The organism is Enterobacter sp. 18A13 (assembly GCF_007035975.1).
Taxonomy (GTDB): Bacteria; Pseudomonadota; Gammaproteobacteria; order Enterobacterales; family Enterobacteriaceae; genus Enterobacter; species Enterobacter vonholyi.
Genome location: NZ_AP019634.1, coordinates 16,453 through 39,607, shown reverse-complemented (window position 1 = coordinate 39,607; position 23,155 = coordinate 16,453). Strand labels below are relative to the sequence as shown.

Here is a 23,155-nt window from a genome sequence, read left to right as displayed (position 1 = left end):
TAGACAACTTTTGTGGTTTTTAGAGGGGATCAGTGCAGATAAAACACACCCTCTTCCGGCAGAAAGAGCTGGTTGTAGCGTAGCTGGAAGGCGTTCAGCTCCTGCGGATCGGGCTCCATCTCGCGCATAAAGCCAAGCGCCAGACGAATTTGCGCATCGGTAATGGGTGCGGCAAGGCGGCCTTTACGCAGCATGCGGTGCCAGGCGTGCAGGTTCTCCTCGCTGCCGTCGACAATGCAGACCTGCCAGATCAGCAGCACCTGCGCGGCGTTTTGCAGATGCGCTTCGTCCGGGCGCTCAAGGTAGCGGATAAACTCATTGCCCGGCATTTTGCCGAACTGATCGATCATCGACTCAACCGGCATCGGGGTGATGCCCAGACGCTCGCTTAAACGTTTGATGGCGCGGCGGGAGTCTGAGGTCAGGACGCGAAATCCCACCACAAACACCACGGCAAGCGTTGCCAGCATTATCCAGACCATGCGTTCTCCTTTGACTAGCCGCTCATCATAGCGGGAAACGCACGGCGTCAACAGCGGGCAGAACCAGAATAGTGCACTGAAAAGACGTTGCGGGACGGGGGATAAGGTATTAATGCCGTCGGCGGAAATAAAAAAGCCCGGCATCACACACCGGGCAAAGACGTTACCTGCACACTCAGGCTGTTTTTAATTTCTGCGCACGATTCTCACGGCGAATTTTACGTTCCTCCAGCACCGCGACCATCGCCATCAGGACGATACAGCCGATCGCTGCCGCATCCAGCGCCGCGAAGGTGCCCGCCCAGCCGGTGAGGCCGAAAATTGGCGTACCGTCAGCGATCATCCCCAGACCCAGCTTGGCGAAGCTGTCGCCAATCAGATAGGCGAAGGTGCCTTTAATCCCATCGGCAGCGCCGATCGCTTTTTTCGGTACGAAGCCCACTGCCGCCACGCCGATCAGCAGCTGCGGACCAAACACCAGGAAGCCAAGCGCGAACAGGGATGCGAGGTAAACGTACTGGTTGCTGGCATGCTGGTAGACGCCAAGTGTGGCGATAATCAGCGCCAGCGCGACGCAGGCCACCAGCGCACGACGGCCGTTGGCGAGGTCAGAGAGCCAGCCCCACAGCAGGGTGCCGACAAGCGCGCCCACTTCGAACAGGGTGAAGCCCTGAATCGCCACTTCTTTAGAGAGCTTCAGCTCCTGGAAGGCGTATACGGTGGACCACTGGTCGATGCCGATGCGCACCACGTAGAGGAATATGTTTGAGAAGCACAGCAGCCAGATCACTTTGTTTTTCAGCACGTACTCAACAAATATCTGCCATTTGGACATCTCATTCTCTTCGGTCTCTTTGTCCTCTTCGCTGATCTCTTCCCCGAACAGCTCTTCGGCTTTGCCGAGGCCGTACGATTCCGGGGAGTCGCTGCCGTAGCGCAGGCCAATAAAGCCGACAATCAGGGCAATAATCGACGGGAAGATAAACATGCCGATCACGTGGCCGTCGAACAGGTAGTTTGCGCCAAACAGCGCCACGCCTGCCGCACCCGCTCCGCCGAGGTTGTGGGAGATGTTCCACATGCCGAGGTACGAACCACGCTTGCGGCGCGGGGTCCACTTGGTGATGGTGGAGTAGCTGCACGACCCGCCGGTACTCTGGAAGAAGCCGCTCAGGGCGTAGAAGGCGATCATCAGGAACAGGCTGACAGACCCTGCGCCCATGCTGGCGCTGAAGCCGAGCATACAGATGGCGGAGAGGATCAGCATAAACGGCAGGAACTGCTTGGTGTTTTTGCCGTCCGCGTAGTAGGACACAACCGTTTTTCCCACGCCGTAGGTGATGGAGAAGCCCAGGCCAATCATCCCCAGCTGCGTCATGCTCAGCCCGTAGGTGGAGATCATGTCGTTCTGCGCGATATTAAAGTTTTTGCGGATCAGGTACATGGTCAGGTAGCCGATAAAGACCACCAGATAGGACTGCATGAACGGTTTGAACCACATTTTGCGCCGCACGTCGAGCGGCAGATCCAGGGTCGGCTTGCGCACCTGGTTGAGGAAGGCCAGCATGGTTTGCTCCTGAGCTGATTTTTACCTGCGAATGGCAGGCATTGTAAAAATCAGCCAGGAGAGATGCCTGAGACAGTGTCCAGGTAAAACCGGGAAAATTTCTTAGTTTTACGCCACTCGGGCCAGAAAGGTGAGGCGCATCACGCTTCACCCATCTCGCGCGGGGCCTGCGCGTGCAGGAAAGGCAGCAGCAGCAGGGCGGAAATTCCCGCCGCGATGGCGATCACCGCGAAGAAACCGCTCCAGTGCCAGATATCGATCACCCGCGCCAGCGGCCAGCCGGAGAGCGATGCGCCAAGGTAGGCAAACAGCCCGACAAAGCCCGTCGCCGCGCCTGCCGCCTCTTTGTGGGAACACTCCGCCGCTGCCATGCCGATGAGCATCTGCGGGCCAAAGACGAAGAAGCCGGTGGTAAAAAAGCACGCCGCCTGCATCACGTAGCTGGCGAACGGCATCAGCCACAGCGAGCCGACGGAGAGCAAAATCCCGGCGGCAAAAATCAGATTCATCGGGCCGCGGTTGCCGTTGAACAGCTTATCCGAACCCCAGCCCGCTACCAGCGCGCCGATAAACCCGCCCAGTTCGAACATCGTCACCGCCGAGTTAGCGGTGACCAGGTCCACGCCGAGCGTCTCGGACATGTACAGATTGCCCCAGTCGTTAATGGCCGCGCGCACCACGTAGACCAGCACGTAGCAGAGCGACAGCAGCCAGATGTACGGGTTTTTCAGCACGTATTTGGTGAGGATCTCCTTACGGGTCAGCCCCGCCCCCTCCTGCTGCTGGGCAATCTCCATTTCGTCGTGCCGCCAGTCGCCCACCGCAGGCAGGCCAACGGTTTGCGGCCTGTCGCGCAGGCGCCAGCAGAGGAACAACCCGGCGAGAATGGCGAGGCCACCGGCAATCATCATCCCCGCGCGCCAGCCGTAGTGCAGCGCCGCGGCGCCGACCACCATCGGGATCAGCGCCCCGCCGACGTTATGCGCGGTGTTCCAGACGGCCCACCAGCCGCCGCGCTCGTTGCGCGAGTACCACGCCGTAAGCAGGCGGGCGCAGACCGGCGCACCCCAGCCCTGGAAGAAGGCGTTAAGCGCCCACAGCAGGGCAAAGGCCCACAGCGAGGTAGAGAAACCAAACAGGATGTTCACCACCCCGGTAGCGATCAGCCCAACGCCCATGAAATAGCGGGCGTTAGAGCGGTCGCTAACAATACCGGAGAAGAACTTCGACAGGCCGTAGGTGATGTAAAACAGCGTCGCCAGCAGGCCGATATCGGTGCGCGTCATCACGCCGCTGGCGAGGATCTCCGGCGCGGCGGCGTTGAAGCTTTTGCGAGTGAAGTAGAACAGCGCGTAGCCGAGCCAGATGGTAATCAGAATATGACGTCGCCAGTAGCGGTAGCGGGCGTCAATTTCCGCTTTGTTGCTTAATGGGGCTGCGCTGGCTGGGGTTTTAAACATGATGCGTCCTTAACGGCAAACTGACGCTGACGCGCGTCCCGTGGGTACAGGAAAGGTTCAGCGTGCCGCCCAGCGCCTTGACGCGCTCGCGCATGCCCGCCAGGCCAAAGCCCTGCTGGCCGGAGCCCGGCGGCAGGCCGCAGCCGTCGTCTTCAATTACCAGCATCAGGCGCTCGTCCTGCTGCCAGCCCTGGATCGTGACCGCGCTGGCACTGGCGTGTTTGACAATATTGTTCAGCCCTTCCTGACAGACGCGGAACAGGGTTACGCGCTGGCCTTCGCTCAGCGCAGGTTCGCTAATGCGCCAGTCGAGATGGCTGACAATGCCGCGGCTTTCCAGCTCCATCTCGCGCATCAGGGAGCGTACCGCCTGCTCCAGCGACAGGTCGTCAAGCTGGCGCGGGCGCAGCCTGCCGAGCAGGCGTCGCACCGAGTCATATACGCCAAGTGAAAGCTGCTCGATATGCGCCCCGCCCTGCTTCACGCCCGCATTTTCCGCCGCAAGACGCTGGACAATGCCCGCCTGAGTGCGGATGGCGGTGATCGTCTGGCCGATATCATCGTGCAGCTCGCGGGCCACCTCCTGCCGCACGCTCTCTTCCGTCTCCAGCAGGCGTTCAGCCAGACGGCGGTTGCGCGCCAGCTCGGTCTGCAGGGACTGGTTCAGCTCGCGCAGGCGCTGAATGCCCGCGCCGAGCAGCAGCCCGGTCAGGCTCTGGGCCAGCAGCGAGAGCAGCAAATCCACCGGATGGTCGTGCCAGGTCTGGCTGGCGATCAGCGCGATGGCGTTCATCAGGGTGGCGATCAGCGCCCCCTGCCAGCCATAGTGCCAGGCCAGAGCAATAATCGGCAGCGCAAGGCAAAACGGCGTGAAGCGTGAAAGCTCGGCGGGCAAACCCAGCTGAAGCCAGAGGCTTACCACGAACAGCAGCAGATACCAGATGAGATGCCGGGCGCGCCAGTTCACCGGTTGGGAAACCAGCCCCGGGCCGAGCGGCTGCCAGACGGTGCTGGTGAGGTAGTGCCAGATCACGAGGCAGGTGGGTGCCAGCGTCAGGCCACCGGTGAGGGTCAGCAGCAGAGCGTTGAGCATCTCCTTGTCGCCAACCCACGGCAGGGACTGCAGCAGTGCGGCGGCAATCAGCGCCGCCCCCTGCCGCAGCAGGGTGCGCCAGTCGCGCTGGTGACGATAGCGGGAAATGAGGGCAACAGGGAGAAGCGTGAGCAGGCTTCCGGTCATCAATAAGGGAAGATGCGCGAGGGCAACCTCCTGAGCCAGCCAGACCAGCATCAGCCACTCTGCCCCGAGCAAAACGGGCCAGTAGCCGCGCGGGCATTGCAGCATCAGCCCCAGACGCAGGCCGAATGGAAACAGCAGCACCGCCAGCTCCGGGCGCTCCACCAGATGCAGACTAATGCTCCACAGGCAGAACCACGCGGCGGAGAAGATAAAAAAGCTGGCGACGACGGCGATCAGCCGTGAAAAAGCGGAACTCATTGCCAGCTGTCGAACATGCGGCGCGCCAGCTCGACGTCGTTGCTGACGTTGAGTTTTTCCATCAGGTTGGCGCGATGGACATGCACGGTTTTTGGCGACAAATCCAGCTCAGCCGCAATCTCTTTCACCGACATCCCCTGCGCGAGCTTCTCAGCCACCTGACGCTCGCGTCTGGTGAGCGGATCCTGCCTGCCGGCCGCCAGCTTGATGGCGATATCCGGCGTCAGGTAGCAGCCGCCGGTGGAGACGGTGCGCACGGCGGCAATCAGCTCGTCCGGGCTACAGCGTTTGGAAAGGAAGCCGCGCGCGCCCGCGTTAAGCGCCTGCTCGACCAGCGCCGGGCTGTCGTGAACCGACAGCATGATCGTCGCCATCCCTTTCGGCAGCTGGCTTAACAGCTCCAGCCCGGAGAGATCCGGCATCGAGATATCGCAGATACAGACCTGCACCCCGCGTCCCGGCAGGCCCGCCAGCGCCTCGCGACCGGAGCCAAACTCGGCCACCACCTGAAAATCCGGTTCGAGGTTCAGAAGCTGGGCAAATCCGGAGCGGACGATAAGGTGGTCGTCGATAAGGGCGATGGTGGTCATGGCGCGTTCCTGGCGGGCGGATAAAAAACGCGCCTACCTTAACGATAAGCGCGCGGGTGTTCAAGCAATGAGCGATCTATTCGAAAAACACCGCAATTTTGTTAAACATGGTGGGATCGGACTGGTTGCGCGCCACGTTGGTGACGTCCTCCAGCTTGTCGATCTGCGCCATCATCTGCTCCAAACGCTGGTCATCGTTGACCAGGAGCCAGATGCGGCTGTGCTCGCTGCCCTGAATCGGCAAACAGAGAATGCCTTCCACGTTAAACGCCCGACGGGCAAACAGCCCACAGACGTGGGTCATGACGCCGGGGTGGTTGCGGACGGTGAGTTCCAGAATGACGTTATCATGTTGTTTCTGCATGGCTTATTCTCCCACCATCTCAGTATTTGCCGCACCCGGCGGCACCATCGGATACACTTTTTGTTCAGGGTCGATACGGACGTGGATCAGCGCCGGGCCCGGACGAGAAATCGCCGCCTGCAGCGCCGCATGGGCATCCTCTTCCGCGTTCAGATCGCAGGTGTGCAGGCCAAAGCCGGCGGCAATCTGCATAAAGTTAATCATCCCCGGATAGGTCGCCGCAAACACGCCCTGCTTGTAGAACAGGCTCTGCTGCTGGTGCACCAGGCCAAGCGCCTCGTTGTTCATCAGGATGATTTTCACGTCTAACTGGTTTTCGGCCGCGGTCGCCATTTCCTGAATGTTCATCATCAGGCTGCCGTCACCGGAGAAGCAGATGACCTTGCGGTCCGGGTTGGCGAGCGCTGCACCGACCGCCGCAGGCAGGCCGAAGCCCATGGTTCCCAGACCGCCGGAGGTCAGCCACTGGCGCGGACGGTTCAGCGGATAGGCCTGGGCGGTCCACATCTGATGCTGGCCGACGTCGGTGGTGATAATCGCGCTGTCGTCGACGCAGGCGGCCACGGCGTTGATCAGCCCGTAGTGGCTCAGCGGGTCGCCTTCGGTTGGGATGGCACCCGGGAACTCGCGCTGCAGATCGGCCACCAGCTGACGCCAGTCGGCGCGGTCGGTTGGGTCGGTTTGCGGGATCAGCTGCGCCAGCACTTCGGCTACGTCCCCCTGAATCGCCACGTGCGGCTGCTTGATTTTGCCGAGCTCGGCGCGATCAATATCCACGTGAATGATTTTTGCATTCGGGCAGAACTGCTCGGTTTTGCCAATCGCCCGGTCATCAAAACGCGCGCCCATAACAATCAATAAATCCGCCTCCTGCAGGATGTAGTTGGTGCTGCGCGCGCCGTGCATCCCCAGCATCCCCAGGGACAGCGGGTGCGCTTTTGGCAGCATGCCGAGCGCCATCAGGGTCATGGTAGTCGGCAGGTTGGCTTTTTCTGCAAACTCGCGGATTTCATCTGCGGCGTTAATCGCCCCGCCACCCAGATAGAGCACTGGGCGTTTGGCGGCGTTAATCATGGCGGCAGCGTCGCACACGCTCTCAGCGCTGAATTCCGGCGCGGGGGCTCGCTCGCCCGGCTCCGGCAGAACGTCGATCTCGATCTCTGCGGTCTGGACATCCTTAGGAATGTCTATCCACACCGGGCCCGGGCGGCCGGACTGCGCAATGCGGAACGCATCGCTGATAACCTGAGGAAGCTCGCTGATATCGCGAACTAAATAGTTATGTTTGGTGATGGGGATAGAGATGCCGTAGGTATCCACTTCCTGGAACGCATCGGTGCCGATCATTGAGGACGGCACCTGGCCGGTAATGCAGATCAGCGGAATGGAGTCGAGGCGCGCGTCGGCGATGGCGGTCACCAGGTTGGTTGCACCCGGCCCGCTGCAGGCCATACAGACCGCCGGTTTACCCTGGGTACGCGCCATGCCCTGAGCGATAAAGCCTGCCCCCTGCTCGTGGCGCGCCAGCACGTGGCGGATCTGCGTGCTTTGGCTTAACGCATCGTACAGCGGCAGCACCGTGCCGCCCGGAATACCCGCAACCGTGGTGATGCCCTGTCGTTCCAGCAGATGAACGATCAGCTGCGCACCGGTAAAACGCGTCTTGGTGGATGTTGTGCCCGAACTTGCCATGCTCCAGTCCTTTTCTTCTGGGCCGACTTTCCGGGGAGGGTCCTAAACGAAAAACCCCGCCCGGTTTGCGCCGGCGGGGTTTTGGATTCGTGTGTTGATCCAGTCCCTACGGCGCATTGCCGACGACCACCACCACACGCACGACGACCACTGCGGCTGGTTGCGCAGTTTTTAGTAGGGTCGAAGTGAAGATGGATGAAGTCATTGGGGACCTGTGTTTGGATTCATTGATTGAATTTATACAAACACAGGTTTTCGGGCGTGACAATGGAAAAATTTTCATCTGCGCAAAAATGCGTCAGGGATCACGTTTCGTTTGTTGGGTGATGAAAACAAAAAACCCCGCCTAAGCGAGGTTTTTATCAGGGTTTTGCGGTTGGTCGCCGCAGAACACACTGTGTTACGTCAACGCAAAAAAGTATACGCGATCGAAGACGAACGCGCAATTCCGGCACGGATTTTGACGTTTTTGAGTATGGATCGCCATCCAGATTTTGTCCACAAAATACTGTTCATACGTACAGTATTTATCTATACTGAGGGTGTTCGCAGTGAGCGAGGGGGCCGCAGTTCTACCGGCGCAACGAAGTCCTGGCTGAAACGGGTGGTGCCGTCAGTGCCTTAACCCTCTGAAGTGAGCACACTGTGTTACGTCAATCCAGGTGCTGGCAACAGGCGGCGGAAAGGTACGCCAGCATCGTGCTCCTTTTAACCAAAAGGAGACGCGTATGAGCGTAGTGGATATGGTGATACTTATCCTCAAACTCATTGTTGCTGTACTGCAACTGCTTGATGCTGTCCTGAAATTCGTTCGGTAATTCAGGTTCAAGTCGCACCTGAGAGGGGCGGGCAACCGCCCCTCTTTAATAACGAGGGAATGCTATGTCGCGTCTGTTAATTGAGCCTGTCACGCCCGATGAGCCGGGGTATATCGCCCTGAAGGCGGAAAGTATTGCACTGAATTTCAATATGCTGCGCAGGCTCGAAGAGAGCTGGCAGCGGGGTGAGAACCGCTTTAACGCGCCGGGCGAAAAGCTGTTAGGCGCGTTTCTCAACGGCAAGCTGGTCGGCGTGTGCGGTCTGAATCGCGATCCGTTCAGCCAGCAGCCGCGCGCCGGACGTATTCGTCATCTCTACGTCAGCGAAAAGTGCCGCGGGCTGGGAATTGGCAAGCAGCTTTTGACCGTGGTGATGGCCGATGCCAGCATCTGGTTTGATTTCCTCAATACCCATGCGCCGGACGCTGCCTACGGGTTTTATCGCCAGGCAGGATTTACGCTGGTCTCGGACGAACCGCGGGTGACGCACCGCCTTTTTTGTGCGGTGTAAGCGGCTGGCAGCTTCAGGGCGTGAATGTTACAGTTGAGTGACAATTCACCACCCGATACGCCATGACCATCACCGTATTCTGCATTTTGCTCTTCGCCGCGCTGCTGCATGCCAGCTGGAACGCCATCGTTAAGGCCGGAACGGACAAGCTCTATTCCGCCATAAGCGTCAGCGGATCCGCCACGCTTATCGCTCTGGTCTTACTGCCGTTTTCCCCACAGCCATCTGCTGCAAGCTGGCCGTTTTTGATTGTCTCCTGCGCCCTACAGGTGGTGTACACCGTGCTGGTTGCGAAGACCTATCAAGTCTCCGATATGAGCCAGACCTACCCGCTGATGCGCGGCACCGCCCCGCTGCTGGTGGCGCTGATCAGCGTGCTGGCGCTCGGCGATCGTCTCTCCTGGCTCGCCTGGTCCGGCATTGGGGTGATCTGCCTGTCGATTCTGGCGATGGCGATGAACGGGCGCATGCAGTCACGCAAAGGGATCTGGCTGGCGCTGCTGAATGCCTGCTTTATTGCCGGGTATACGCTTGTGGACGGCAACGGCGTGCGGCTGTCGGAGACCGCGCTGGGCTATACGCTATGGACCTTCTTTATGAACGGCTTCTGCCTGCTCGGCTGGGCGATGGTGGCGCGTCGGCGCCAGGCGTCCGGCTACCTGCGCCTGCACTGGAAAAAGGGGCTGCTCGGCGGGGTTGGCACCATGGGCTCTTACGGTCTGGCGCTGTGGGCGATGACGCAGGCGCCGCTGGCGGTAGTCGCGGCGCTGCGTGAAACTTCCATACTCTTCGGCGCGCTAATCGCGTTTGTCCTTTTAAAAGAGAAGGTTGCGGGCCTGCGCATCGCGGCGGCGCTGGGTATCGCCGGCGGCGCCATTTTGCTACGTCTGGCGTAAATCACTGGCAACATTAGTTGCCGTTCTTGTTTACAAATCCTGCCTTTCACGTTTTTTTCATTCACCACGACAATGCTTAATTTGTCATCTCTCTGTGGTAGATTCCTCGCGCATTTATGGGAATGCGCAGTCACTTATTCTTCATTTCTCTCTTTTGGCAAAAGTATTCAGCGACATGAAAAAGCAACGGAACGTTAACTTATTGTTGATGCTGGTGTTACTGGTGGCCGTCGGTCAGATGGCGCAAACCATCTATATTCCGGCGATTGCCGACATGGCAAAGGAATTAAACGTCCGCGAGGGCTCGGTACAAAGCGTGATGGCAGCCTACCTGCTGACCTATGGCGTTTCGCAGCTGTTCTATGGACCGCTCTCCGACCGTATCGGACGCCGTCCGGTGATTTTAGTCGGTATGTGCATTTTCATGGTGGCGACCGTGATTGCGATGACCACCCACAGCCTGACCGTACTGATTGCCGCCAGCGCTCTGCAGGGCGTCGGAACCGGCGTTGGCGGCGTGATGGCGCGAACCCTACCGCGCGATATGTATCAGGGCACTCAGCTGCGCCATGCCAATAGCCTGTTGAATATGGGGATTCTGGTGAGCCCACTGCTGGCCCCGCTGATTGGCGGCCTGCTGGACACTATGTGGTCCTGGCGCGCCTGCTACGCCTTCCTGCTGGTGCTGTGCATCATTGTCACCTTCAGCATGGCGCGCTGGATGCCGGAAACGCGTCCGCAGGACGCGCCGCGCACGAAGCTGATCGCCAGCTATAAAACGCTGTTCGGCAACGGCGCGTTCACCTGCTACCTGCTGATGCTGATCGGCGGCCTGGCGGGCATCGCGGTGTTTGAAGCCTGCTCCGGCGTGCTGCTGGGCGCGGGGCTGGGCCTGAGCAGCATGGTGGTGAGCATTCTGTTTATTCTGCCAATCCCGGCGGCGTTCTTCGGCGCGTGGTTTGCCGGGCGTCAGAACAAGCGCTTCTCCACCCTGATGTGGCAGTCGGTGATCAGCTGCCTGCTGGCGGGTCTGATGATGTGGATCCCAGGGCTGTTTGGCGTGATGACCGTCTGGACGCTGCTCATCCCTGCAGCGCTGTTCTTCTTCGGCGCGGGGATGCTGTTCCCGCTCGCCACCAGCGGTGCGATGGAGCCGTTCCCGTTCCTCGCAGGCACGGCGGGCGCGCTGGTGGGCGGTTTGCAGAACATTGGTTCCGGCGCGCTGGCCTGGCTGTCGGCGATGATGCCGCAGACCGGGCAGTCTAGTTTGGGGTTGCTGATGACGCTGATGGGGCTGCTGATTTTACTGTGCTGGCTGCCGCTGGCGTCGCGCGTTCCGCATCACGAGCAGCCGGTTTAAGCGCATGATGGCCCGGCTTCTCGCCGGGCTTTTCACAGGCAGGCGTTATCATCGCCTGCAGTAAGGGCTCTGGCGCAGGCCGCCAGGCCCCCTCTTCCCCGTCGTAAAACTGGAAATCCGCGTTAAGCGCATACGGGATTTTCGCTTTTTGCAGTTCGCAGGCCATAAAGGTGGCGAAGGCCATTTGCGAAGCGGTTGGCGTAAGGTGGTTTGACTCCCCCACGCCCCAGCCCCCGACCCAGCTAACGTGACCGGTTTTTTGCTGCCAGTGCAGGGCGGTATTGATGCGATTATGGATAGCCGCTTTCTCCGCCGCCGTGCCGGACGTCCACGGGTATTTACCACCATTTTTCAGCGGCCCCCACGGGAAAATATGCCACTCCGCCAGCAGGTAGTTTTGGCTGTGCGCAGGCAGCTTCAGGCTGGATAAATCCTCCGGTGCGGCACGCAGGCGCGGCGCAATAAAGATCATGCGCTGGGGGTCGATGTCGTGGATCGCTTTAATAGATTTTTCATACACGCGGTTTAGCGACGCCAGGCTGTGGTTAAGCTTGTCGGCCGGCTCATAGATGAGATCAAAACCCAGCTGCGGATAGCTTTGGCCGAAATAGTGTGCCACGGCAATCCACCAGTTGACCGTCTCTTTCTCGTTATCGGCTTTCGGGTCGTTTTTATATTCATCAGCCTGATAAGCAATTATCGGGATCACGCCATACTGCTCGCAGGCTTCTACCAGCTTGCGAAGGTGAATTAACCGCGCTTCCGTCGGCTCATCGGCCACGCGGATGCGCACGTGGGTAATGCCTTTTGCACGAAAATCGCGGACCACCAGCGGGTCGAATTCACGTATGCCGCGCTCGGTGCGCGCCCAGTCCACATCCATCCCGACGCCCAACTGCTGCGCATAACGGGCAGCCGTCAGCGGCGGCTCAGCGGCCATCGCCCAGCCGGAAGAGATCAGTAATGCAGAGGCAATAAAAGGCTTTAACACGGTTTACCCTGGATAAATCGAAAGCATTACCTGTATTTAGCACGCTTTTTGACATTTGGTGTAGAGCGAAAGCGTAATAATTCTTCAACCTGCCAGTTCTTTCAGCCAGCCGATAAAGGCGTCTATTTTCGGCCACTGACGGCCAGAAAGCGTCGAGACATAGTAGTGCTGATGGCATTTCAGGGTCTTGTCACCAAACGGGGCGATCAGCTCGCCCCGTTCGAGCCTCTTCTGCACCAGCCGCTTTCTGCCCATCGCGACGCCGACGTGGTTGATGGCCGCAATAATCGCTAAATCGGAACGATCGAAACCAATGCCCGACGATGGCGGCATATTCACCGCAAAGTGTTGCGCCCAGCTCAGCCACTCATCCGTCCCGGAATCGTTGCTCCAGGCCTGACGGTCGTGCAGCAGTGTGCAGTGGCTGAGGTTATCGGGGTTTTTCAGCAGTTCATGCTCGCGGGCATACTGCGGTGAGCAGACGGGCAAAATCTCCTCGTCCATCAGGAAGTGATGAGAGAGGTGGTTTGGCGGCGTATCGTCGAAATAGAGCGCCAGATCGACGCCCGTTCGCTGCATATTGACGTAATCATTGCCGGTCAGGATGGTGAGTGAAATCGACGGATAGCGGCGGGTAAAGTCCCCCAGCATGGGCACCAGCCAGCACTGGGCGATCGACGGCCGGGAGTAGACCGTCAGCGTGCCGGACAGCGCCTGGTTTTTGATATCCAGGATCTCCTGATTCAGAGTATCGAGGGACGATTTCAGCGTCCAGTAAACGCGCTTTCCCTCCTGCGTCAGCTCAACTTTACGGTGCGAGCGGACGAACAGCTGAATGCCCAGCTCCTCTTCCAGCAGGTTGATGCGGTGGCTCACCGCGCTGGGGCTGAGCGACAGCTCCTCCGCCGCCAGGGCGAAGGACTCATGCCGGGCGGCCACTTCAAAGGTATACATTTTCGACAGTTGCCAGCCGTTTAACAGGCGGTTTCTGGCTTCATTCGCATCGGTCATAACAATTCTCACGCGGGTTTTCTGCGCTCAGCATACCGCTCAAGGGTGAATTTATGTGAACCTAATACGAATTAAGTGCGCTTTTTAGAGCGCAGTCACTCAGTTGATCCAATCTGGCTCACCTGAACGCCAATTTATATCGTTTGTCAGCCCACGCCGTTTTTTCGTCCAATACCCACAGATGACATAAGGGTGAGGTGAGATATGGGATCTCAGGTCTGGGTTGTGGCAACGCTGCTGGTCAGCATTGTGTTGATTGTTTTAACCATCGTAAAACTGAAGTTTCACCCGTTCCTCGCGCTGCTGCTGGCGAGCTTTTTCGTCGGCGCGATGATGGGGATGAGCCCGCTGGATATGGTGAACGCCATCGAGAGCGGAATTGGCGGTACGCTGGGCTTCCTGGCGGCGGTGATTGGTCTGGGAACCATTCTCGGTAAGATGATGGAAGTCTCCGGCGCGGCAGAGCGCATCGGGATCGCACTGCAGCGCTGCCGCTGGCTGTCGGCGGACGTGATTATGGTGCTGGTAGGCCTTATCTGCGGCATTACGCTGTTTGTGGAAGTGGGCGTGGTACTGCTGATCCCGCTGGCGTTTTCCATCGCCAAAAAGACCAACACGTCGCTGCTCAAGCTGGCCATTCCGCTCTGTACCGCGCTGATGGCGGTGCATTGCGTAGTGCCGCCGCATCCGGCCGCGCTGTTTGTGACCAATAAATTAGGCGCGGACGTCGGAACGGTCATTGTCTACGGTTTGATGGTGGGCCTGATGGCCTCGCTGGTCGGCGGCCCGCTGTTCCTGAAACTGCTCGGCAATCGTCTGCCGTTTAAACCGGTTCCGGCGGAATTTTCAGACCTGAAGGTGCGGGAAGAGCACACCCTGCCGTCGCTGGGCGCCACGCTGTTCACGGTGCTGCTGCCGATTGCCCTGATGCTGTTGAAAACCATCGCCGAGCTGAATACGGCGAAAGAAGGCACGCTGTATACGCTGCTGGAGTTTATCGGCAACCCGATCACCGCGATGTTTATCGCCGTGTTTGTCGCCTACTACCTGCTGGGGATACGCCAGCATATGGGCATGGGCACGATGCTGACGCATACCGAGCACGGCTTCGGCTCTATCGCCAACATTTTGCTGATTATCGGCGCGGGCGGCGCGTTTAACGCCATCCTGAAAACCAGCGGACTGGCGGACTCGCTGGCGCATATTCTCTCGAACCTGCACATGCACCCTATCCTGCTCGCCTGGCTGGTGGCGCTGGTGCTGCATGCCGCCGTAGGCTCCGCGACGGTGGCGATGATGGGCGCCACGGCGATAGTCGCGCCGATGCTGCCGCTCTACCCGAACGTGAGCCCGGAGATCATCACCATTGCCATCGGTTCCGGCGCCATTGGCTGCACGATCGTAACCGATTCCCTCTTCTGGCTGGTGAAGCAATACTGCGGCGCGACCCTGAATGAGACCTTCAAATACTATACGACGGCGACGTTTATCGCCTCGGTGCTTGCACTTGGTGGCACATTCCTGCTTTCTTTCATTATCTGAGCGCGAAGAGACGTATTATGGAAAACGCAACTATCACTACTTTAACCGCACAGTTTCCTCTGGTTGAGGATCTGATTGCCCTGAAAGAAACCACCTGGATTAACCCCCGCACCACGACGCTGGCTGAAGGGCTGCCCCATGTTGGGCTGACCAAAGCCGATGTGGACAACGCCCACGCTCGCCTGAAACGCTTCGCGCCTTATCTGGCGAAAGCCTTCCCGGAGACGGCGGCAACGGGCGGGATTATTGAATCCGAGCTGGTCGCGATTCCGGCAATGCAGGCGCGGCTGGAGAAAGAGTCCGGCAAGGCCATTCCCGGCACCCTGCTGCTGAAAAAAGACAGCCATTTGCCGATCTCCGGCTCGATTAAAGCGCGCGGCGGTATCTATGAGGTGCTGACCCACGCGGAAAAACTGGCGCTGGAAGCCGGGTTGCTGAGCGTTGAAGACGACTACAGCGTTCTGCTGGAGCCGCGCTTTAAGGACTTCTTCAGCCAGTACAGCATCGCCGTGGGCTCAACCGGCAACCTGGGTATGTCCATCGGCATTATGAGCGCCCGCATCGGCTTTAAGGTGACGGTGCATATGTCCGCCGACGCCCGCGAGTGGAAGAAAGCCAAACTGCGCAGCCATGGCGTGATCGTCGTGGAATACGAACAAGATTATGGCGTGGCGGTGGAGCAGGGACGCAAAGCGGCGGAAAGCGATCCGAACTGTTTCTTCATTGACGATGAAAACTCCCGCACCCTGTTCCTGGGTTACGCGGTAGCAGGCGAGCGGCTGAAGGCGCAGTTTGCCGCACAGGGCCGCGTGGTGGATGCGGAGCATCCGCTGTATGTCTACCTGCCGTGCGGCGTCGGCGGCGGCCCCGGCGGCGTGGCGTTTGGCCTGAAGCTGGCCTTTGGCGACAACGTTCACTGCTTCTTCGCGGAGCCCACGCACTCCCCGTGCATGCTGCTGGGCGTCTACACCGGCCTGCACGACGAGATTGCCGTGCAGGACCTGGGCATTGATAACGTGACGGCGGCGGACGGGCTGGCGGTAGGACGTGCCTCCGGCTTCGTGGGCCGCGCGATGGAGCGCCTGCTTGATGGGTTCTATACGCTTTCCGATCAGAGCATGTACGACATGCTCGGCTGGCTGGCGCAGGAGGAAGGCATTCGTCTGGAACCGTCGGCGCTGGCGGGGATGGCCGGGCCGGTGCGCGTCAGTGCCGGTGCGAACGTTACCCACGTTGTGTGGGCGACCGGCGGCGGGATGGTGCCGGAAGACGAGATGGCGAAGTATTTAGCAAAAGGCCGCTAATCGTAGGCCCGGTAAGGCGTAGCTGCCACCGGGCTTTAAAAGCTCACAATTTGCTGAATGTGAGTCACTGCGAAGAGTAAAGACAGAGACAGCACGGCCAGCGCAATCAGGAACTTATCCCGCACCGCCTTCGGCTGCACAAAGTCGTTCTGCGCCACGTCCATCAGGTTACGGCTGCGGGTATAGCGCCATAAAACGATCGCCACCAGCGCCAGCACAACAAGCGAGATCCAGAACGGCACCCCGGTGCGGTGCCAGTTGTGCTTAATCGCCAGGGCAATCAGCGCGCCATACCCCAGCAGCGTACGCAGCCAGGCGAGCGACGTCCGCTCCGGCTGCAGGCCGGGGTCCGCTTCCCGTCGCGCTTTGCGGCTATCCGCCATAGAACACCAGCACCATCACCACGCCCGCCACCGCCAGCAAAACCGCGCTGATGATGAGTAACCCGTGCGTATAGGGCAGATCCTGCTTCAGACGCATCGCCTTCTCATTGCGCAGCCAGCGCAGGTAGCCGTAAACCGCCAGCACGCCCGCGAACAGGCACAGCAGCAGCGCCAGCACCTCGCGAATCAGCGGCGTGGCGAAATCAGGCGCGAGCTGGTCGAGCCCCACCCCGGCGGCAAGGAATCCCAGCGCGGTGCGGATCCACGCTAAAAACGTGCGTTCATTAGCCAGTGAGAAGCGGTAGTCCGGCGCTTCGCCGAGGCGGGAAATTTTCATGAAGGTTCCTTGTCGAGCTACGGGCAGGCTTCAGCATAGCGTAAATCGACAAGGACAAGGAGACCGACATCGGGCGATGTCGGTCAGGACGATCAGTGCAGCTCTGGCCAGTAATCCTTATTGGCCTCGATCAGGTCATCCAGAATCGCTTTCGCGACGGACGCGCTCGGCACGGTTTTCGACAGGGTAATCGCCTGCCAGAGTTTCTGATACGAGCGCTGCTCCCAGGCATCCACTACCAGTTTTTCCACCGCTACCTGCTGGCTCATCAGCCCTTTCTGGAAGTGTGGAATATCGCCCACCGTAAGCGGCTCAGGACCGTTATGGCCCACCAGGCAAGGAATTTCCACCATCGCATCGGCATCGAAGTTATGGATGGCCCCGTTGTTAGGCACAATCAGCAGCATCCGCTCCTGGGTGTTAAAGGCAATTGCCGTCGCCAGATCGACGATATACGACGCATGTTCATCAATTTCCAGCTCACCGGCGGAAGATTTGCCCGCCTCGATAATCGCCCGGCAGGAACTGAACACATGCTTTTCACGGTGATCCATGACCTCATTGGCGCGGGTGCGTTCCGGGTTGGAATGCGCGACCACGTAGTCCGGGAACAGGTAATACTTCAGGTAGGTGTTCGGCATGGTGTCCGGATCCAGCGCCTGCACGTCTTTTGCTTTAGCGAACGTATCGTTCCAGCTCGCTTCGGTGTGCGCATCTTCCGAAGGCGGAACATAGCCGTTTTTCGCCACGTATTCGCGCAGCTTCGGCATCAGATCGTTGCCGTTCAGGTCTTCAATCGACGTCCACCAGCCGAAGTGATTCAGGCCGTAGTAGCGCACGCGCATCTCTTTGCGGTCCTTCAGGCCGACTATCTGCGCCATGCGCCCTTCAATGCCGATCGGCATATCGCAGATGTTGAGGATTTTGGCGTTCGGACGCAGACGGCGCGTGGCTTCCGCGACAATCGCCGCCGGGTTGGAGTAGTTCAGCATCCACGCGTTTGGGGAGTACTGCTCCATGTAATCCACCAGCTCCAGCACGCCGCCGATAGAGCGCATGCCGTAGGAGATGCCGCCCGGGCCGCAGGTTTCCTGGCCCAGCACGCCGTGGCGCAGCGGGATTTTTTCATCTTTTTCACGCATTGGGTATTTGCCCACGCGGATATGCGCCATTACGAAATCGACATCGGTAAACGCCGCTTTCGGATCGGTGGTGTAGCTGAATTCAATCTCCGGAGCCTGCTCCTTAAGGATGATTTTGCACGCTTCGGCGATGGTCTCCTGACGCGCGCCGTCGTTGTCATAAAACTTCAGGGCGCGCAGCGGGAAACGGTCACGGTTGGCTAACAGCATCAGGACGATACCAGGCGTAAAGGTGCTGCCGCCGCCTGCAATGACAACTGAGAATTTTTTCATGATATAGCCTCTGTCAGGGTGGTTTGTTCATTCGTTAAGGGGGTTTTCATCAGCGATTCCAGCTGGTCGCGCACCTGAGGAACGTGCAGGCCGACAATCACCTGAATACCGTTGCCGCGTCGCACCACGCCGTGGGCGCCGAGGGCTTTGAAGACGTCATCGCTTTGCGTTTTCGCCATATCGACCAAGGCGATGCGCAGGCGGGTGGCGCAGTTGTTGATGCTTTCGATGTTGGCCGCGCCGCCAAGCGCCTGCAGGAACCCGGCGGCCTGTCCGACCTGCTGGCTGGCCGCCGCCGGGGCGGTGGTTTGCCCGCGCGCCGCCTTATAGTCGGCCTTGCTGTAGAGTTTGATTTCGCTCTCTTCCCGGCCCGGCGTTTTCAGGTTCAGACGCGCAATCAGCGTTTTGAAGACCACGAAGTAAATTCCGGTGAAGCACACGCCAATGCCGATCTGGGTGAACACCGTCGAGGCGTGGTTGTGGAACATCGGGATCCAGTTTTGCGGCAGGAACTGGTCCAGCAGGCCGCCGCCCATGTTGCCGACCACGCCGAAGGTGTACATCACCGTTGCCATGGTCGCCGCCAGCACGGCGTGAACGGCAAACAGCAGCGGCGAGATAAACAGGAAGGTGAATTCGAGCGGTTCAGTAATGCCCACCAGCACCGCGGTAAGCGTGGCCGGGACCAGCAGCCCCGCGACCTTGACGCGGTTTTCCGGCGACGCGGTGTACCAGATCGCCAGCGCAATCCCGATCGAACCGAACACTTTTGAGTTACCGTGCAGGGCGAAGCCGCCTTCCGGGAAGAGGGTTTTCAGCGGCAGGGTGCTCTGGCTGAATTCCTGCAGGTGCTGTGCCCAGTAGACCTGAATCCCCCCCTCCACCGCCGCCGGGCCGAAGATGAACGGACCGTAGACGAAGTGGTGCAATCCGGTTGGGATCAGAATGCGTTCCAGGAAGGTATACACCCACACGCCCAGCGCCCCGGCAGAGCGCAGGAACGCCTGCAGAGACTCAATGCCCATCTGCACTTTCGGCCAGCCCAGCAGCGTCAGCCAGGCGCAGGGGATCATGACGAAGAACGCGAGGATAACGACAAACGAGCTGCCCTGGAAAATCCCCAGAAACACCGGCAGCGGCTTGTCAAAATAGCGGTTGTGGATGGCGGTGACGATGCCTGAAATCACGATGGCACCGATGATGCTGGTATCGAGCGTTTTGATCCCGGCAATCATCGCCAGCCCGCTACCCGCCGTCGGTTCGGCGGAGAAGTCGACGCCGAAGAAGTGGCCCCAGGTCATCCCCATCGCGTTGATGAAGTAGTTCCAGGTCAGGAAGCTAATCAGCACAGCCAGACAGGCGCGGCCCTGGGCCTGCTTCGCCAGGCCAATCGGCAGGCCGACGGCAAAAATCAGCGGCATATTGCGAAACACCGCCCAGCCGCCCTCTTCAATGATGTGAACAATCTGCGCGAAAAGATGATCGGGGGCCGTTAAGGCTTCGCCGACAAACAGCGGGTTGCGAAGCATGATGGCGATTCCCACCACGATCCCGGCGAACGGAAACAGCAACACCGGGGTAAACATGGCACCGCCAAAACGTTGTATTTGACTGAGCATTTTTAAATCCTCATGAAACAACCTGTAGGGGTAGAGGCCTTTATGGTTTTTTGCTGGCCTGAGGTGAGCATAAGAACTTACTGATGCGCGAACATGGCGTGCCGCTGCGATTCGTGATCGCATTCATGGTTTTATTTTGACCAATCAGGTCTACTTTTTACGGTAAATATGGACATGTCAGGACGCCATCTACGCCCTGATAAGGGCAGAGAGGTCTACTGGTGATCTACAAATCGATTGCTGACAGATTGCGGCTGCGGCTGAATTCGTCGGACTACAACATCGGCAGCCCGCTGCCGGGCGAGAAAGCGCTGGCGCAGGAGTTCGGCGTGGCGCGAATGACCATCCGCAAGGCGCTGGATCTGCTGGTGAGCTGGGGGCTGGTTGAGCGCCGACACGGCAGCGGAACGTTTGTGTCACGCAAAGACGTTCACCACGAAACCACCAACCTGACCGGGCTGGTGGAGGTGTTGCGTCAGCAGGGAAAAGAGGTGCAGAGTAAGGTCTTACAGTTCGAAGTGATGCCCGCCCCGCCCGCCATCGCCAGCCAGCTGCGGATCCAGGTGGATGAGCGGATCTACTTTTCCCGGCGGGTGCGCTACGTGGACGGGAAGCCGCTGATGCTGGAGGACAGTTTTATGCCGGTGAAGCTGTTTCGCAACCTGTCGCTGGCGCATCTTGAAGGGTCAAAGTTTGATTACATCGAGAAGGAGTGCGGGGTCACCATCAGCGGCAACTACGAGAGCCTGACGCCGGTGCTGGCAGATAAAACGCTGGCCGGTTATATGAACCTGCCGGAACAGACGCCGCTGCTGCGAATTACATCTCTCTCCTACAGCGACAGCGGCGAGTTCCTCAACTATTCCGTGATGTTCCGAAATACCAGTGATTACCAGGTGGACTACCATCTGCGGCGCATCCACCCGGAAGATTTACTAGCTCATCCCCCAGAACAGCACCGCCAGTAGCTGCGGGGTGATGATGCGCAGGAACATCACCAGCGGGTAGACGGTGGCATAGGAGAGCGCGGCCGCGCCGCTGGTGGTGTGCAGGTTATTGGCAAAGGCCAGCGCGGGCGGATCGGTCATGGAACCCGCCAGCATGCCGCACAGCGTCAGGTAGTTCATTTTGGCGAACATCCGCGCCAGTATGCCCACCGTCAGCAAAGGAATAGCCGTGATAAATATGCCGTAACCGACCCAGCTCATCCCTTCGCCCTTGATCAGGGTGTCGACGAAATCCCCGCCGGACTTCAGCCCGACCACCGCCAGGAACAGCACGATGCCCAGCTCGCGCAGCGCCAGGTTGGCGCTCGGCGGCATAAACCAGTAGAGCTTACCGATGCAGCCGATACGCCCGAGGATCAGCGCCATAATCAGCGGCCCGCCCGCCAGGCCCAGCCTGAGCGCCACCGGGAAGCCCGGCACGTACAGCGGGATGGAGCCGAGCAGCACGCCAAGCCCAATACCGATGAACACCGGCAGCATCTGCACCTGCTGCAGCTTCTGCTGGGCGTTACCCACCATATCCGCCACGGCGTCGATGGACGAGGGGCGACCCACCAGGTTGAGGATATCCCCGAACTGCAGGCTGGCCTCGGGGCTGGCGACCAGCTCGACACCCGCACGGTTGAGGCGGGAGATCACCACGTCATAGCGCTCTTTTACCTGCAGATCGCGTATTTTTTTACCAAGGACGTGCTCGTTAGTCACCACAACGCGTTCCACCCGCATATCGGTGCCGCGCGTTGAGAGCGAGGTATCCACTTCCTGACCAATCACCAGCCGCGCGTTGTTTAAATCGCCGGGCTGGCCGACCAGATGCAGCAGATCGCCTTGCTGAATGATGGTGCCGGGCGCGGGCACCATCAGCATATCGTCGCGCTTAAGGCGGGAGCAGATGATATTGGCGCTGTTCAGGATCGGCACGTCCTGAATCGCCATATTGTTCAGGTTGGGGTTATCAACCCGAATGTTGATGGTTTTGATCGGCATATGGCCGTTGGTGAGGGTGGTTTCGTGGTCCTTTGCCTCTTTATCGACGTTAATGCGAAACAGGACGCGGACCAGCCACATAGAGAGCAGAATGCCGCAAATGCCAAACGGATAGGCCATGGCGTAGCTCATCCCCATCTGGTCGACGATGCCGGGTTCGATGCCCAAATCGCGGAGGATTTGCTGCCCGGCACCGAGCGCGGGCGTGTTGGTGACCGCTCCGGAGAAAATGCCCAGCACCACGGGCAGCGGGATAGCAAAGATTTTATGCAGAATGGCGGTGACCAGCCCGCCCATCACCACAATGCCGAGGGCAAACAGGTTGAGCCGTAAGCCGGAAACACGAAGAGAGGCGAAAAAACCCGGCCCCACCTGAATCCCGATGGTATAGACGAACAGGATCAGGCCGAACTCCTGAGTAAAGTGAAGCATCTCGGCGCTCAGCACCAGCCCGAGCTGGTCGGCAAAGTGGCCGACAAAAATGCCGCCAAACAGCACCCCGCCTATCCCAAACCCGACGCCGCGGATTTTGATATTCCCTATCCACAGGCCAACAACAGCGACCAGGGCCAACACGCTGACGGTTAACGCGATATCACTCATGATCCACTTCCTTGGCATAACCTTAGTTATGCTAAGGATTCTCTCAGAGCCGTGGGCGGTTGTATGGGCGATGGCGCACAAAAAAGCCCTGCCGGGGCAGGGCCTTGTGCGGTCTGTGAGCGGTGTCGGGTGGCGGCTGCGCCTTACCCGACCTACAGGTTCGGTGGGATTGTTAACTGTTTAACGCCGGCCGGTCGCTAATGGCGATACGCTGTGGCGCGATGGCTTCCGGCACGTTACGGGTCAGGTCAATATGCAGCAGCCCGTTGGTAAACGTTGCGCCGGAGACGTCCATATGGTCTGCCAGAGTAAAGCTCAGGCTAAACGGCTGATTAACCAGCCCCTGATGCAGCCATTTGGTCTCGGTCTCTTGTTTCTCCGGCGTACCTTTCACGGTCAGACGCGTGCCTTCAAGCTGGATATCCAGATCCTCCTGGCGGAAACCGGCCAGCGCAAGGGTAATGCGATAATGGTTATCGTCGCTTTTTTCGATGTTGTAAGGCGGAAACGTCTGTTGTTCAGCGGTGTTTTGCAGGGCGTTAGCCAGTTTGTCAAAACCAATCCACTGACGAAGCAAGGGGGATAAATCGTAGTTACGCATACTAAATCTCCTTCTGAGAAGCGAGTTCGGCACAGTTTAATTTTGTGCACAGTTGTTCCTGCAAATCCTCATGGATTCGCATATGCTCCCGTTACGGCAAGCAAGTCTGGGTGGGCC

Annotated in this window: 23 protein-coding genes; 7 read left to right on the top strand and 16 right to left on the bottom strand. The window is 59.2% G+C overall.

Going from position 1 to position 23,155, the window contains the following annotated elements; genetic code table 11:
* Nucleotides 1-29: 29 nt before the first annotated feature.
* The 8 genes from FOY93_RS00190 to ivbL form a co-directional block, all read right to left on the bottom strand.
* Nucleotides 30-482, bottom strand: coding sequence for a DUF1198 domain-containing protein (locus FOY93_RS00190; RefSeq protein WP_143344459.1), 453 nt, complete (start codon nucleotides 480-482; stop codon nucleotides 30-32).
* Between the two features lie 175 nt (nucleotides 483-657).
* The gene (gene uhpT, locus FOY93_RS00185) at nucleotides 658-2,049 is read right to left on the bottom strand and encodes a hexose-6-phosphate:phosphate antiporter UhpT (protein ID WP_023309834.1); all 1,392 of its coding nucleotides are present in this window, start codon (nucleotides 2,047-2,049) and stop codon (nucleotides 658-660) included.
* A 140-nt stretch (nucleotides 2,050-2,189) separates the two neighbouring features.
* Nucleotides 2,190-3,509, bottom strand: coding sequence for an MFS transporter (locus FOY93_RS00180; RefSeq protein WP_111964259.1), 1,320 nt, complete (start codon nucleotides 3,507-3,509; stop codon nucleotides 2,190-2,192).
* Nucleotides 3,502-5,007 (bottom strand): signal transduction histidine-protein kinase/phosphatase UhpB, encoded by a 1,506-nt coding sequence (gene uhpB, locus FOY93_RS00175; protein ID WP_143344458.1) that lies wholly within the window; start codon nucleotides 5,005-5,007, stop codon nucleotides 3,502-3,504. The genes FOY93_RS00180 and uhpB overlap by 8 nt, the downstream gene beginning before the upstream one ends.
* The gene (gene uhpA / locus FOY93_RS00170) at nucleotides 5,004-5,597 is read right to left on the bottom strand and encodes a response regulator transcription factor UhpA (RefSeq protein ID WP_022646555.1); all 594 of its coding nucleotides are present in this window, start codon (nucleotides 5,595-5,597) and stop codon (nucleotides 5,004-5,006) included. Before uhpA ends, uhpB begins: the two co-directional genes overlap by 4 nt.
* A gap of 76 nt (nucleotides 5,598-5,673) precedes the next feature.
* Complete coding sequence (ilvN, locus tag FOY93_RS00165) at nucleotides 5,674-5,961, bottom strand: acetolactate synthase small subunit (protein ID WP_008500144.1); 288 nt, start codon at nucleotides 5,959-5,961, stop codon at nucleotides 5,674-5,676.
* 3 nt (nucleotides 5,962-5,964) lie between these two features.
* Entirely contained in the window at nucleotides 5,965-7,653 is a 1,689-nt protein-coding gene (gene ilvB, locus FOY93_RS00160; RefSeq protein WP_143344457.1) for an acetolactate synthase large subunit, read from the bottom strand.
* A gap of 106 nt (nucleotides 7,654-7,759) precedes the next feature.
* A complete protein-coding gene (ivbL, locus tag FOY93_RS00155; RefSeq protein WP_057979964.1) occupies nucleotides 7,760-7,858 on the bottom strand; it encodes an ilvB operon leader peptide IvbL in 99 nt (32 codons plus the stop codon).
* Nucleotides 7,859-8,381: 523 nt separating this feature from the next.
* On the opposite strand from ivbL, the gene tisB reads away from it, so the two are divergent.
* The 4 genes from tisB to emrD all read left to right on the top strand — a co-directional run bounded on the left by tisB (nucleotide 8,382) and on the right by emrD (nucleotide 11,238).
* Nucleotides 8,382-8,471 (top strand): type I toxin-antitoxin system toxin TisB, encoded by a 90-nt coding sequence (gene tisB / locus FOY93_RS24005; RefSeq protein ID WP_008500146.1) that lies wholly within the window; start codon nucleotides 8,382-8,384, stop codon nucleotides 8,469-8,471.
* Between the two features lie 64 nt (nucleotides 8,472-8,535).
* Complete coding sequence (locus FOY93_RS00145) at nucleotides 8,536-8,982, top strand: GNAT family N-acetyltransferase (protein ID WP_021242692.1); 447 nt, start codon at nucleotides 8,536-8,538, stop codon at nucleotides 8,980-8,982.
* Between the two features lie 62 nt (nucleotides 8,983-9,044).
* Nucleotides 9,045-9,878, top strand: a complete 834-nt coding sequence (locus FOY93_RS00140; RefSeq protein WP_143344456.1) for an EamA family transporter — start codon at nucleotides 9,045-9,047, stop codon at nucleotides 9,876-9,878.
* A gap of 175 nt (nucleotides 9,879-10,053) precedes the next feature.
* Nucleotides 10,054-11,238: a multidrug efflux MFS transporter EmrD gene (emrD, locus tag FOY93_RS00135; RefSeq protein ID WP_111964360.1), complete on the top strand. Its 1,185-nt coding sequence runs from the start codon at nucleotides 10,054-10,056 to the stop codon at nucleotides 11,236-11,238.
* Here the strand turns inward: emrD and FOY93_RS00130 are convergent.
* Complete coding sequence (locus FOY93_RS00130; RefSeq protein ID WP_133293470.1) at nucleotides 11,141-12,229, bottom strand: cellulase family glycosylhydrolase; 1,089 nt, start codon at nucleotides 12,227-12,229, stop codon at nucleotides 11,141-11,143. The genes emrD and FOY93_RS00130 overlap by 98 nt on opposite strands.
* Before the next feature lie 84 nt (nucleotides 12,230-12,313).
* Nucleotides 12,314-13,240, bottom strand: a complete 927-nt coding sequence (gene dsdC, locus FOY93_RS00125; protein WP_023309825.1) for a DNA-binding transcriptional regulator DsdC — start codon at nucleotides 13,238-13,240, stop codon at nucleotides 12,314-12,316.
* Nucleotides 13,241-13,444: 204 nt separating this feature from the next.
* Here dsdC and dsdX point away from each other — a divergent pair, with 204 nt between their 5' ends.
* Nucleotides 13,445-14,782 (top strand): D-serine transporter DsdX, encoded by a 1,338-nt coding sequence (gene dsdX / locus FOY93_RS00120; protein WP_143344455.1) that lies wholly within the window; start codon nucleotides 13,445-13,447, stop codon nucleotides 14,780-14,782.
* 17 nt (nucleotides 14,783-14,799) lie between these two features.
* The gene (gene dsdA / locus FOY93_RS00115; protein ID WP_136195857.1) at nucleotides 14,800-16,086 is read left to right on the top strand and encodes a D-serine ammonia-lyase; all 1,287 of its coding nucleotides are present in this window, start codon (nucleotides 14,800-14,802) and stop codon (nucleotides 16,084-16,086) included.
* Nucleotides 16,087-16,121: 35 nt separating this feature from the next.
* On the opposite strand, the gene FOY93_RS00110 is transcribed toward dsdA, so the two are convergent.
* The 4 genes from FOY93_RS00110 to FOY93_RS00095 form a co-directional block, all read right to left on the bottom strand.
* Complete coding sequence (locus FOY93_RS00110) at nucleotides 16,122-16,469, bottom strand: DUF202 domain-containing protein (protein WP_115876759.1); 348 nt, start codon at nucleotides 16,467-16,469, stop codon at nucleotides 16,122-16,124.
* On the bottom strand, nucleotides 16,459-16,806 hold the full coding sequence (locus FOY93_RS00105; RefSeq protein WP_143344454.1) for a YidH family protein: 348 nt from the start codon (nucleotides 16,804-16,806) through the stop codon (nucleotides 16,459-16,461). The genes FOY93_RS00110 and FOY93_RS00105 overlap by 11 nt, the downstream gene beginning before the upstream one ends.
* A gap of 92 nt (nucleotides 16,807-16,898) precedes the next feature.
* Complete coding sequence (locus FOY93_RS00100; RefSeq protein ID WP_111964251.1) at nucleotides 16,899-18,221, bottom strand: 6-phospho-alpha-glucosidase; 1,323 nt, start codon at nucleotides 18,219-18,221, stop codon at nucleotides 16,899-16,901.
* The gene (locus FOY93_RS00095) at nucleotides 18,218-19,840 is read right to left on the bottom strand and encodes an alpha-glucoside-specific PTS transporter subunit IIBC (RefSeq protein ID WP_133293466.1); all 1,623 of its coding nucleotides are present in this window, start codon (nucleotides 19,838-19,840) and stop codon (nucleotides 18,218-18,220) included. The genes FOY93_RS00100 and FOY93_RS00095 overlap by 4 nt, the downstream gene beginning before the upstream one ends.
* Nucleotides 19,841-20,061: 221 nt before the next feature.
* Between FOY93_RS00095 and FOY93_RS00090 the strand changes: the two genes are divergently transcribed.
* Entirely contained in the window at nucleotides 20,062-20,808 is a 747-nt protein-coding gene (locus FOY93_RS00090; RefSeq protein WP_133293465.1) for a GntR family transcriptional regulator, read from the top strand.
* Here the strand turns inward: FOY93_RS00090 and FOY93_RS00085 are convergent.
* Nucleotides 20,776-22,437, bottom strand: a complete 1,662-nt coding sequence (locus tag FOY93_RS00085) for a putative transporter (RefSeq protein ID WP_143344453.1) — start codon at nucleotides 22,435-22,437, stop codon at nucleotides 20,776-20,778. The two genes, FOY93_RS00090 and FOY93_RS00085, sit on opposite strands and share 33 nt — an antisense overlap.
* 172 nt (nucleotides 22,438-22,609) lie before the next feature.
* Nucleotides 22,610-23,038, bottom strand: a complete 429-nt coding sequence (gene ibpB / locus FOY93_RS00080) for a small heat shock chaperone IbpB (protein ID WP_008500161.1) — start codon at nucleotides 23,036-23,038, stop codon at nucleotides 22,610-22,612.
* Between the last annotated feature and the right edge of the window lie 117 nt (nucleotides 23,039-23,155).